The organism is Rhodococcus sp. 06-235-1A (genome assembly GCF_002258785.1).
GTDB lineage: Bacteria > Actinomycetota > Actinomycetes > Mycobacteriales > Mycobacteriaceae > Rhodococcoides.
The window spans coordinates 177,994-190,317 of record NZ_NOYI01000021.1; the positions used below are offsets into that span (position 1 = coordinate 177,994).

At 65.1% G+C, this 12,324-nt stretch carries 8 protein-coding genes and 1 tRNA gene; 1 reads left to right on the forward strand and 8 read right to left on the reverse strand.

The features are described from left to right. Together CH275_RS19895 and CH275_RS19900 are read right to left on the reverse strand one after the other, a co-directional pair. The gene (locus CH275_RS19895) at nt 1-738 is read right to left on the reverse strand and encodes an energy-coupling factor transporter transmembrane component T family protein (RefSeq protein ID WP_094679995.1); all 738 of its coding nucleotides are present in this window, start codon (nt 736-738) and stop codon (nt 1-3) included. Beyond that, nucleotides 735-2,768, reverse strand: a complete 2,034-nt coding sequence (locus tag CH275_RS19900; protein ID WP_179276240.1) for an ABC transporter ATP-binding protein — start codon at nt 2,766-2,768, stop codon at nt 735-737. Before CH275_RS19900 ends, CH275_RS19895 begins: the two co-directional genes overlap by 4 nt. Before the next feature lie 75 nt (nt 2,769-2,843). Here CH275_RS19900 and CH275_RS19905 point away from each other — a divergent pair, with 75 nt between their 5' ends. Continuing rightward, nucleotides 2,844-4,109 carry an MFS transporter gene (locus tag CH275_RS19905; protein ID WP_218828808.1) on the forward strand — a complete coding sequence of 422 codons (1,266 nt, stop codon included), beginning with the start codon at nt 2,844-2,846 and terminating at the stop codon, nt 4,107-4,109. 43 nt (nt 4,110-4,152) lie between these two features. Here the strand turns inward: CH275_RS19905 and CH275_RS19910 are convergent, their stop codons facing one another. From CH275_RS19910 to CH275_RS19935, 6 genes are all read right to left on the reverse strand, one after another. After that, nucleotides 4,153-5,535 (reverse strand): DEAD/DEAH box helicase, encoded by a 1,383-nt coding sequence (locus CH275_RS19910; RefSeq protein ID WP_094679997.1) that lies wholly within the window; start codon nt 5,533-5,535, stop codon nt 4,153-4,155. A gap of 223 nt (nt 5,536-5,758) precedes the next feature. Next, entirely contained in the window at nt 5,759-7,129 is a 1,371-nt protein-coding gene (locus tag CH275_RS19915; RefSeq protein ID WP_094679998.1) for an HNH endonuclease, read from the reverse strand. Nucleotides 7,130-7,205: 76 nt separating this feature from the next. Then, nucleotides 7,206-7,281, reverse strand: a tRNA-Arg gene (locus CH275_RS19920). 477 nt (nt 7,282-7,758) lie between these two features. Further along, the gene (locus CH275_RS19925) at nt 7,759-10,176 is read right to left on the reverse strand and encodes an FtsX-like permease family protein (protein ID WP_143546834.1); all 2,418 of its coding nucleotides are present in this window, start codon (nt 10,174-10,176) and stop codon (nt 7,759-7,761) included. Between the two features lie 50 nt (nt 10,177-10,226). Then, nucleotides 10,227-10,928, reverse strand: a complete 702-nt coding sequence (locus CH275_RS19930) for an ABC transporter ATP-binding protein (RefSeq protein ID WP_373453731.1) — start codon at nt 10,926-10,928, stop codon at nt 10,227-10,229. Nucleotides 10,929-11,018: 90 nt separating this feature from the next. Then, on the reverse strand, nt 11,019-12,251 hold the full coding sequence (locus tag CH275_RS19935; RefSeq protein ID WP_094680000.1) for a PucR family transcriptional regulator: 1,233 nt from the start codon (nt 12,249-12,251) through the stop codon (nt 11,019-11,021). Nucleotides 12,252-12,324 lie beyond the last annotated feature (73 nt).

Genomic DNA, 12,324 nt, shown 5'->3' on the forward strand with positions numbered 1-12,324 from the left:
TCAGACCCACAGGAAGCTGATCGCGATCGCTCCGGCGCACGCCAGAGTCACCACGGTCAGCGCCACCGCGTCCGAGGCCTTGAACCGAGACTCGGTAGCGGTGATCATTCCTGTGCCCCCTCGGGCGGCGATCGCCGTTCCCATCTCGTCGGCTCGTCGAATGGCGACCGACATCACCGTCGTGACGATGTCGACCAGCGAATTGTCCGAGGCACTGTTGACGACGGGCTTGGGGCGCAGGCGTCGGGCAGCGTTGAGAGTGCGCATCTCTTCGATCAGCAGCGGCAGCGATCGCAGGCTCAGAGCCACGGCGATCGCCCACTCGTCGACCGGCAACTTCAGCTTCTTCAGCGGTGCGCCGAGTTTGGACACTGCCGGAGCGATGTCGCTCATCGAGGTGGTCCAGCCGATCATCATCGATGCGCCGAGCAACACGAAGATGAACAGCGTCGCACGCAGATACACCAACACTGCCGCGCCGCCGATGGGCAGATTGATCAGGGCACCGACGCCGAACAACGCCCAGATCCACCACGGTGGACGCGGCACTGCGGTGATCGGAACGTGCGCGATGACGGCGGCGATCACCAACAGCGCGAACACGATTCCGAGCGCCGGCCATGTCGGCGCGACCACGAGAGTGACGCTGAGCAGTAGTACGACGATGAGCTTGGTGCCGGCCCACAGGCGATGGATCGGCGAGAATCGCGGGACCTGACGCAGTACGACGGTGGTCACGAGTGCACGCTCCCCAGGATCGAATCGGAAACGATGCGGCCGTCGGCCATCGTGATGGTGCGACTGCAGACTGTGTCGACGCCATCGATATCGTGCGAGATCACGACGATCGCGACTCCGCGTTCGCGCAGTCCAGCAAAAACACCGATGATGTCGTCGCGGCCGGGTGGGTCGAGCCCGGCCAGAGGCTCGTCGAGAACCAGCATGCGTGGCCGCCGCGCGATGAGCCCGGCCAGCACGACGCGTCGCATCTGACCACCACTGAGCGAGTCGATGTCGCGGGCGGCCAACGACCGGTCGAGGCCGACCGCATCCATCGCCGCCGACACTGTGGCAGAACCGGTTTCGGGCCCGGCTGCCGCGGCGATGTCCTCGGAGACGGTACGACGCTGCAACTGCAGACGGGAATGCTGAAATGCCAGTCCGACGTCGCCCACCCGTGTGGTCATGGCCTTGCCGTCGAGCTGCGCGGTGCCCTTCGTCGGGCCGGTGAGTCCGGCCATGATCCAGGCGAGAGTGGACTTGCCCGAGCCGTTTCCGCCGAGAACGAGGACCCCTTCGCCACGCTTGACGGTGATGTCGATCCCGTTCAGTGCGGCCTGCGCCCAGGGCGTGCGACGGTTGTAGGTGTGCTGAACGTCTGCCACTTCGAGCAAGCGTTGGCTCGAATTGTCATGCAGTACAGGAGAACGTGCAGTATTCGGATGCATCCACGCCGAGTCGTGCTGCACCTGATACCCCTCGTGCAGGTGCACGACGCGATCTGCGGCAGCGGTTTCCGAGACGTGGTGCGTGACGAGCACGACCGACATCCCATGTCTGCGTGGTAGTTCGGCGAGGAGTGAGACCAGATGTTCACGGCCGGACGCGTCGATCATGGCTGTTGCCTCGTCGGCGATGAGCAGTGCAGGCATGCGGGCCAATGCTGCGGCGACGGCGAGTCGCTGCATTTCGCCACCGGACAGGGACGCGGTGTCGCGGGCACCCATGCCGCCGAGTCCGACTTCCTCGAGCAAGGCCTCGACATCGGGACGCGAATCACCGGGCGGGAGTCCCCACACCACGTCGTCGGAGACGCGGGTACCGAGGATCTGACTTTCGGGGCGCTGTAACACCACGGCGGTGCCGCCGTAGCGTCCGAGACCGGTTGTGCCGGGCCTCGTCACGGTTCCTTCCGACGGTTCCAGTCCGGCGAGAATCCGCGTCAGGGTCGATTTGCCGGAACCGTTGTGGCCGACGACGGCGACGAACTCACCCGGTTCGATGTGAAGGTCGACTCCGGTCAACGCGGCCGTGGAGCTTCCCGGGTACCGATACCCGACGGAGGTCAGGGTGACCGGTAGCGGACCGATCTGCTCGTCGTCGGTGCTCGAGACCAGAGCTTCGGGCGTAGGGATCGTGGAGAGGCGATCGAGGATCGCGGTGAGGATCAGCCACGCGAACAGGGTTCCGGTGACAATGCCGAAGGCGATCGAACCGCCGACCCACCACCACCAGTTGTCGAGCACTGCGGTACTGCTGCTGCGGAGCACATCCGCGGCACCCTGAAGTGCCGACGCTCGCTCGAGCAACCGAGAAATGCCCTCCATCGTGTTGCGCAGCGTCTCGAGAAACAGCTCCCGCAGTGGAACGAGAATCAGAAGGAGCAGCACCGACAGGGCTCCGAGTGCAGGCCCGACGACCATCGAGGTGACCAGTACGCCGAACAGTCCCTGCTTCTTGCGTTTCGCCCGGCCGACCAAGCCACCCAGTAGGGCAGCGCTGGCGACAGTGATGGCGGTTTGGGTACCGGCCGCCACGAATCCGACGAGTGTGCCCGCGACCGCAGCGGTGACCAGTGCGCGCGTCCGATACCGAAGTGCGACGACCGACATGGGAATCGCTGCGACGACCTGAAGAATCGCGGCCATCGGCACGAGTACACCGATGACCGTCAACGCGACGGTGAAACTGCTCATGACAGCAGCCGTCGCCAGTTCCTGTGGTCGGAGGGGCCCGGACTCGGGCGAGTGGGAAGAGCTGACGGTCACCGCTCCAGTGTGCCAGCAGGTGAGCTGCCGCGACTGCGCGCGCAATATGACCGCGACTGCGCGCACAATGTCACCGTGACTTCCGAGATCAGGACGCGTAGGCGGATTCACCCGGCCTGGATCGTTGCCGCCGTGGCATTCCTCGCTCTGGTCGGTGCTGCGGGCTTCCGGGCGGCGCCGAGCGTGCTGATGGTGCCGCTGCAGGACGAGTTCGGCTGGCCGCGATCGATGTTGTCGCTCGCAGTGGGCGTCAACCTCGTGCTGTTCGGGTTGACTGCGCCGTTCGCTGCGGCACTGATGGAACGCTTCGGGATCAGGGCGGTGACGTCGACGGCGTTGGTCGTCGTGGCCGCAGGCAGTGCGCTGAGCGTGTTCGTGACCCAGGCCTGGCAGTTGGTACTGACCTGGGGCGTCATGATCGGTCTCGGCACCGGATCGATGGCCCTCGTCTTCGCGGCGGTGGTGACCAATCGGTGGTTCGTGCAGCGCCGTGGCCTCGTGTCGGGCATCCTGACGGCGGGCAGTGCGACTGGGCAGCTGATCTTTTTGCCCTTGATTGCGCAGCTCGTCGACAGGTCGGGCTGGCGCGCCGCCTCGTTCCTCATCGCGGGCGGATCACTGATCGTGGTTCCCTTCGTCCTGCGCTGGCTGCGCAACATGCCGGCGGATATCGGCGTGACCCCCTACGGAGCGCCGGAGGGGTACACAGCGGTCGTCGTCGAGTCGACGGTGAACCCCGCCAGGGCCGCGATACAGGCGTTGCGCGACGCGAGCCGGGTACGAACCTTCTGGGCCCTCGTGGTGGGCTTCGCGATCTGCGGTGCAACGACCAACGGGCTCATCGGAACTCACTTCATCCCGTCGGCACACGACCACGGAATGCACGAAACCACCGCAGCGGGTCTGCTTGCGGTGGTCGGAATCTTCGACATCGTCGGAACGATCGCATCGGGGTGGCTGACCGACCGCGTCGACCCGCGCTACCTGTTGGCGGCGTACTACGGATTTCGAGGAGTGTCGCTGCTGTTCTTGCCGTGGTTGCTGTCCGCGACCATCCAGCCGTCGATCGTCATCTTTGTGGTGATCTACGGATTGGATTGGGTGGCAACGGTTCCACCCACGATTGCGCTGTGCCGCGAGGTGTTCGGTGACCGAGGCTCGCTGGTGTTCGGCTGGGTGTTCGCCTCACATCAGATCGGTGCCGGCATCGCATCGGTCGCCGCAGGCGTCGTGCGGGACGCGACCGGTGAGTACACGATGGCGTGGTTCGGCGCAGCCGGTCTGTGTGCGGTCGCTGCCGTGGTGAGTGTGAGAACAGCGAAGCGCGGAAAGCCCTCGTAGAGAAGGCTTTCCGCGCTCAGGCCGAAATTCTTACGTGCTCAGATCAGCGGCTGCGCTGGCTCGTGGCCGGTCCTGCTGCGCGACGGCTGTGGCCGCCACCGCCACTGCGGGGCTGTCCACCACTGCGGGGCTGTCCACCACTGCGCGGCTGTCCACCGGAGCGGGCCGGGCCACCGCGTCGAGCATTGTTGTTGCGCGGGGCTCCGGTGCGGGCGGGGGCCTGCTCGACTCGCGGAGCAGGCTCGACGTAGCGGGCCTGCTCGCCGACGAGGTTCGCCACTGCGGGCGAGTCGGCGGTGACGCGGACCGGAGTGACCTTGATGTCGGCCTTCCGCAGCAGTACTGCGGTGTCCTTGCGCTGTTCGGGCAGGACGACGGTCACGACGTCGCCGGCGCTTCCCGCGCGTGCCGTGCGGCCGGAACGGTGCAGGTACGCCTTGTGCTCTGCCGGGGGATCGACGTGGACGACCAGCTGAACGTCGTCGACGTGAACGCCGCGGGCTGCGACGTCGGTGGCGACGAGGACGCGGGCCTGGCCGGACGAGAACGCGGCGAGGTTGCGGTCACGTGCGGCCTGCGAGAGGTTGCCGTGCAGGTCGACGGACGGGATTCCGGCGTCGGTGAGCTGCTTGGCGAGCTTGCGGGCCTGGTGCTTGGTGCGCATGAACAGGATGCGTCGTCCGGTGCCCGAGGCGAGCTGGTGGACGAGCTTCTTCTTTGCTTCGACGCCGTCGACCTCGAACACGCTGTGGGTCATGGCCTCGACGTGTGAGGTGGCCTCGTCGACGGAGTGCGTGATCTGGTTGTGCAGGAAGCGCTTGACCAGCTTGTCGACGCCGTTGTCCAGGGTCGCCGAGAACAGCATGCGCTGGCCCTTGTCCGGGGTGGCGGCGAGGATGCGAGTGACGACGGGCAGGAAGCCCAGATCGGCCATGTGGTCGGCCTCGTCGAGGACGGTGATCTGAACGCCGTCGAGCGTGAGGTGGCGCTGCTTCATCAGGTCTTCGAGGCGACCGGGGCAGGCGACGACGATGTCGACTCCGCCCTTGAGTGCGGACACCTGGCGAACCTGCGAGACGCCACCGAAGATCGTGGTGACCTTCAACGAGTATGCGGAGGCGAGGGGTTCGATCGCGACGGCGATCTGCGTGGCGAGCTCACGCGTCGGCGCGAGGATCAGGCCGCGGGGGCGGCCGGGCTTGCGGTTACCGGGAAGCTGGCCGGCGAGGCGAGCGACCATGGGGATGGAGAACGCGAGTGTCTTGCCGCTGCCGGTCTTTCCGCGTCCGAGCACATCGCGTCCCTGCAGTGTGTCGGGGAGCGTATCGGCCTGGATGGGGAATGCCTCGGTCTTGCCCTGGCTCGCGAGTACATCCGCGATGGCCTGGGGTACGCCGAGTGCAGCAAAAGTCTGTGGGGTCGTCATAGTGATGAAAGGTGCCTTTCGGGCAGGGTGTTGCACCTGCGGGCCTTCGGGCCGAGATGCAAGGTGGCGAGACTGCCGGTGGGCAGTTTCGATCGCCGTAAGAGAAGCCTGTGCTGGGTGCACATGGTGGTTCGGGAGCATTCCACGACGTCTGGCGTGCAGCTGGGCGCGCCGTTGACGAGTGTAACCGAGTCAGTGCTCGGTTTCTTCCCGCCGCGACCTGTCATGCGGCGTCGTCGTCGAAGAGACCGGTGATCATGACGTTCTCGATTCGAGAGTTGTACAGCTCCACCACCTGCATCGGCGGCGCGCTCGAGTCATAGGTGTGCCCGGTGGGTGAGATGAGCCGGTAGCGATGTCGCGCGTTGCGTTTGTCTCGTAACGCCTCGGCAGTCCAGCCCTCGCCCTCTTTCGCGTAATTGCATGCGGCACAAAGGCCTGCGCCGTTCTCGGCACTCGTTCTGCCGCCTGCGGAGTGGGGTCTGATGTGGTCGTGGTGACGGATCGGCGCGTCGCACCACGGAGTACGGCAGGTGCGATCTCGGAGATCGATGAGGCGTCCCAGCGCTGTCGGAAATGCGCGTGATGTGGACTCCACTGCCGTCAGCGCGCCGGACGTCGGATGGGCGTAGAGGCGGCGTAGTGCGACGTGCGTCTCATTGTCGAGCGTGTCTCGAATGAGTTGCCGTGCGACGTCGGACGGGATGTCTCCGTAGCCGTGCATGTATGCAGACGTGTCACCGCCGGCAAAGAGGGTCGAGTCCGAGATGACGATGTCGACGGTCACCGGTGGGCGTTGAGCTACGGATGCGCCGGTGACGCGCTCGAACACGAGGTCGGCCATGATCTGGTCGCGGGTGCGTGTGTCGCCGCCTGCATTGATGATGGTGTCGGCGTCGCGTCGCAGCGTGGCCCACATGCAGACCATCTTCTCCATCGAGGTGAGGACCGTGAAGAAGCCCATCGATTCAGGGGCTGGACGGGTGCTGGTGCGGCGGGCGGCGTAGGCCTTGGCGCGTCGTTTCACCTGTGAGGCGGCGTCGAGTTCGTTGGCGAGTGCGCGGGCGCGGCCTTCGATGGTGCGGTCGCCGGCACCGGCCAGGGTTGCCGGGTCTGCGCAGAGTCGCTCGTCGATGGTCCGGCGATCGTCGACGGTGAGACATGCGGTTTCGCGAGCGAGAATCATGACCCGCCATTCGTTGAGTTCGCCGGCTCTCAGGCGTGCCAGGGTGTGCGGCATTTCGTGTACGAGCGCGCGAGCGAGTCCCAGATGGGTGCCGCCACGGTTCGGTGATTCACGCCGAGCCAGACCGATTTGTGACGCAATACCATTGCGCCACTGTGCTTTCGGTCTGCCGAGTTCTCTGCGCTCATTGCTGATGGCTGTTGCGACGGCGTCGGTCATCACGGCCTGGGTTGCCACGCAGGCGCACTTCGCCGTCTCGAGGGCGGAGATCACATCTATGCCTGCTGCTGCGTCGACATCGAAGTCCGATGACTGAAGGCGCGCGACGAAACGCAGCACTTCATCGGACGTGAGTGGTGAATTTTGTACGGCTGTGACCACGAGTTCCTCCCCAGTACTCGAATACATGTTCGATAGTACCGCCGTTTCCATGGGTGCGCAACAGTCACAGAAAGGGAGGATGGGGGTTCACGGAATCGACTGCTGGTGCCCTCGGCAGGATTCGAACCTGCGACCTACCCTTTAGGAGAGGGTTGCTCTATCCCCTGAGCTACGAAGGCTGGTGATCGTTCTTTGGGTCTGAAGCCATTGTCCAGCAACGGCTTTCGATCCAGCAAACAATCGGTTGCGGATGGGTTCGCTGCCGAATTGCTCAGCTGGCCCACATCGCGCTCGCTAGTCTAGCGGCCCACCGTGTCGATCGTGAAGCAGGTTGCCGCTGACCGGCACGGTCCCGGTCGGTGACGGGATCACGTTGAGGACGGTGCGGTGCTGGTAAGCGGCGTGATCGGCGCTCGACTCGATGCCGACGAAGCGATGGGTGCCGCGCGCGAAGGCTCGAACCTCATCGCCGGAATCTCATCCGATCACCTTCTTCTCTGCAAACGCGAGCGCATCTGCCAAACGCGCGCAGAGTCGCCGGCTTTTCGCTGTCCATTCCGCTCGCATCTGACAAACGCGCGCGCGTTTGCGGATCCCGAGGCCGATCCCGAGGCCGATCCCGAGGCCGCGAACCAGGCCGAACCGGTGTCCCCAACTCAATCCGCCGCAATGGCATCCACGATGTTCAGTCGCGACGCGTGCAGGGCAGGTGGGGCCGAACCCAGCAGCGACAGGCCGAGGGCGACGAGTCCGTACAGCAGCACCGACCATCCGGCGGTGTAGGCAACCGGGATTCCGATGCTGGCTCCGAGGATCAGTGTGCTCAGGTATTGCAGACCCGCGCCGATGATCAGGCCGAGCACGCCGCCGACGATGCCCACCGACAACGCCTCCGCGAGCACCATTCGCGCCAGGGTTCCTCTGCCGCCGCCCATGGCGCGCAGTACGCCGAGTTCACGTCGACGCTCGAGTACCGACAGCGTCAGCGTGTTGAGCAACTCGACCGCGGCGACGAGCGCGACGATCCACTGCAACGCGATGGCCAATGCACCGGACTGTCGGATTGCCGCGCTGGTGCCCTCCAAGGCGGCCGCGCCGGTGTAGACGAAGGCCTCGGGTGGCAGCGTCTCGCGCAGTGAATCCTGCACGGCAGCAACGTCTCCGTCGACGCCGATCTCGAGGTAGGTCGCTCCGGGTCGGTCGTACCAGCGCTGCATCGATTCCAACGAGATCGCCATCGTGCCGCCCGCGGCATTGATGTAGTCCACCAGATCCAGCACCCGCACGTTCTGCACGCCCGTCGGCGTCGGCAGGTCGATGTAGTCGCCCACCGAGACACCCAACGTTCTCCCGAACCCCTGGGACAGCACCACGCCGTCGCCGGCCAGCAACTGGGAGCGGACGTCATCGGAGAGCGACGCGAGCGTCACCGCGTTGCTCCCGTCGGCGACTCCCTGGATGGAGACCAACTCGTCGTCGATGGTCGCGTAGGCCCATTGCCCCTCGACCACCCGGGAGACACCCGGCGTCGCTCGGACGGCGTCGGCCACTTCGGTGGGAACGATGGGGCCGGACGGGATCGCGTCGGGTGAGGACATCGACACGTACAGGTCCGTGTTCGCCAACGAGGACAGCGAGTCGGCCGCCGAGTCGGTCATGTTGGTCAGCGAACCTGACACTCCCACACTGACTCCCACCGCGATCACGATCGTCATCACCGTTGCCCAGATGCGGCGCGGAGCGCGTTCGATGGTGGCGGTGGCCAGGCGACCTGCACCACCCCAGCGGCGAGGGACGGCCGCCGTGGCCGACACGATCGGCCCTGTCGCACCGACGCACAGCGCAACGACTCCGAACATGAACAGAGCACCGGCACCGAGGGTCAGTTGTCCGTCGACGTTGACGGCGAACACGAACGCACCGGCAATGGCTAGAAGGCCGAACGCCGTGGCGGCCAGAGTGAATCGCAATCCTGGGCCGCCGGAGGTCTCCCCGCCGCCGACCGCGAGTGCCTCGATCGGCGAAATGCGATACACCTGGACCGCCGCGACGGCCGAGGCACCGACACAGGCCAGCACGCACGCCACGATCGCCACCGGAATTGCGAAGCCGGGCAGAACGTATTCGATCCGCGCGTCGAACGCCTGCGACAGAAACGGCGGCAAACTCTCTATCGCGATGCGGCCCATCGCGATTCCCAGCGGTACGCCGACGGCGCCGCCGAGCAGACCCACCAGAACCGACTCGGACAACAGGTCACGCACGATATCTGCGCGGCGACCGCCGACGGCTCGAAGCAGTGAGATGGTGGGTCGACGCTTCGCGATGGCCATGTTCATGACGTTGAAGACCAGGAACGCTGCTACGACGAACGCGATGAGCGAGACCATCAGCGTTGCATTGCGAGTCAAGCTCATCGCTTGGTTCGCACGGTCGGCCCGGAAGTCCGGGTTCATCACCGACACTCGACCGGCTACCGCGGTGTCGAGGTCGGTGCGCAGAGTGTCGCTGTTCCCGAGGACGAAGATCGAGTCGAGTTCGTTCGGCCGATCGGTGAGCGCCTGAGCGGTGGGAAGCAGCGCGACGGCGAACAAGCCCCCACCGATGCGCTGCGTTCCCGGTCCGTCGATGACGCCGACCACCGCTGTGGGCACGTCATCGATGGTGATGGTGTCGCCCTGTTTCAGACCTGTTGCAGCACCGACCAGTACACCGGATGGATCGGACACCAATCCGGTCGCGTCGCCCACTGCGCCCCGCAGATCCGACTGCAACGCGGTGATGGAGGAATCGACGCCGAGAACAGTGAGATCTCCGACGTCGGATCGAACGGTGCTGCGCAGCAGTGGAACCGCCGTCTCGACCCCGGGAACGGCGCGAACGACGTCGAGTTCGTTCTGATCGAAGCCCGAGTCGGTGACTCCGACGATCTCGTAGCTCGCGTTGCCTGCAATCGTCACCGCGAGACGTTCGACGGATCCGGTCAAGGATCCGTACGTACCGAGAACCGCGATCAGTAGTCCAGCGGCGACAGCGACGACGCCGGTCGAGACCAGCGTCCTGACCCAGTGCATGCGAAGATCCCGCAGGCTGAAGACACGAAATCTGCTCAGTGCGGTACCGATCACCGAGCCGAACTCGCTTCGGTCAGCACATCGGAGTCGACCCGTCCGTCGATCATGCCGACGATTCGATCGGTGGAGCGGGCCGCGTCGAGATCGTGGGTGGCCATCACCACTGCTCGACGCCCCTCGCTGGCGTGCGCCACGTCGGCCAGTATGTCGAGGACGTTGTGAGAGGTCTTCGAATCGAGGTTGCCGGTGGGTTCGTCGGCGATCAGCAGTGCCGGATCCATCATCAACGCTCGGGCGATCGCGATGCGTTGGATCTGGCCGCCGGACAGCTGTGCAGGCCGGTGCTCGGATCGATTCGAGAGTCCGACCATGTCCAGCAGCCGCATCGCGTCGGATTTCGCCTTCTTGATGGGCGTGCCGTCGAGCAACTTGGGGACGGCGACGTTCTCCCATGCCGACATCGTCGGTAGCAGGTTGAAGAACTGGAAGACGAACCCCACCTGGTGGCGTCGGAAATCGGATTGGGCGTTGTCGTCGAGGGTGGTGACCTCGACGTCGTCGAATCTGATGGAACCCGACGTCGGAGTGTCGAGAGCGCCGAGCATATGGAGCAGTGTCGACTTACCGGCACCGGACGGCGCAACGAGCGAGACGAATTGGCCACCCTCGATCGTGAGGTCGATACCGTCCAACGCTCGCACCGGTTGCTCTCCGGTGGGGTATTCCTTGACCACCCCGGACAACTCCAGCATCAACTTCGCCACGGACGATTCCCCTCGCTTCTCGAATATGTCTTCGACGCTACCTGCCGTCGGTTCGAGGAGCTCTGGTGAAGACCCAGATCAGGCTGCGCCCCGCGAGGATTCGAGTCGACGAGCAACCAGTGCGGCCTGCAGGTGTCGGATTCCGGAAGGACGGGTCGGGTCGAATCCGGTGAGCTGTGCGATCCGCTTGAGGCGATAGTCCACGGTATTGGTGTGCAGATGGAGTTGGCGAGCCGACCGCTGCCGGTTGAGATCGTGCGAGATGTGGATCTCGAGGGTCTCGAGCAACTCGGGTGACGAATCGAGTGGTTCGAGAATCTGGGTCAGGTGGCGTCGACCGGGTCCTGGACGCGTGAGCTGGTACTCCAACACCAGGTCGTCCATGCGGTACAGGCCGGACGGGCGGTGCAGTTGGTGCGCCAGGGACAGTAGTTCGTGCACCTGATCGGCGGCGGTGGGGATGTCTGCGGTAGCGGCCTGCTCGGCCGTCACGGTGACGGGAACCTCCGCGGCGGTACCGATGCGATGCACCAGCGCCTCGACCCACTCTTCGTCGTGAACACCGGGAATCAACACGGTGCCACCTTCGGTGCTGAGCAGAGACAGGGGAGTGCGACCGCAGATCGTGGCCAATTCGGCCTGTACGCGGCGCAGTTTCCTCCGCGCAGCAACCGTCTTCTGGATGTTGGGGTCGTTCTCGTCAGGGTGCGGCGGCACCGAAAGGGCAAGCACGAGGTAGCTGTCGGCCAGTTCGATGCCCGACTGACGGGCCATCGAGACCGCATTGTGGCCGCTGAGCAGAGAGGTCACCAACGTGTGCGCCGCCGTGTGGTGTTCACTGGCCACCGCTTGAAGCTCTTCGACGTAGCTCTTGCTGGCTGCGATGGACACCTTCTCCGACAGCAGTACGAACATACGAGCAGCCTCGATCAGCTGCGCGGCATCGCCTTCGCCTGCCCGCTTGGAGACCAGGTTCCAGCCGATCTGGATGCCCTCGTGATACACGCTGAGCACGGACTCGAGAGGAACGCCCTCACGAGCCCACTGGCTGGCCTTGGCGCGAAGCTCGGCCAGGTCGGACTCGGCCGGAGCGCGTCGTTCGTCGAGCATCTGAACAGCGATGCTGATGCATTTGACGGTGAATTCGGTGACGTCGCCGTGGAGCTGTTCGCCCGGCAACGACCCACAGGGAGTGTTGGCGGCGAAGTGCCCCACGAGGAGTCGTGCCACTGCGCGGAAATCTCGAAGAGGAGCCGACGCAGGCTGACCCGCGACCATGATTCCGAGTCCAGTCGAGTTGTGAACGGTCACAGGTCAACCCTTCGTGTTGGGTTCTTCAGGTCATCGGAGAGCAAACTTACTTGCGCGTATCAACGCGCTTCCA

Coding starts and splice junctions, on each gene's coding strand:
- CH275_RS19930 (WP_373453731.1), bottom strand. CDS start 10,928: ATGCTGGAGTTGTCCGGGGTGGTCAAGGAATACCCCACCGGAGAGCAA.
- CH275_RS19910 (WP_094679997.1), bottom strand. CDS start 5,535: ATGACGACCCCACAGACTTTTGCTGCACTCGGCGTACCCCAGGCCATC.
- CH275_RS19915 (WP_094679998.1), bottom strand. CDS start 7,129: ATGTATTCGAGTACTGGGGAGGAACTCGTGGTCACAGCCGTACAAAAT.
- CH275_RS19925 (WP_143546834.1), bottom strand. CDS start 10,176: ATGCACTGGGTCAGGACGCTGGTCTCGACCGGCGTCGTCGCTGTCGCC.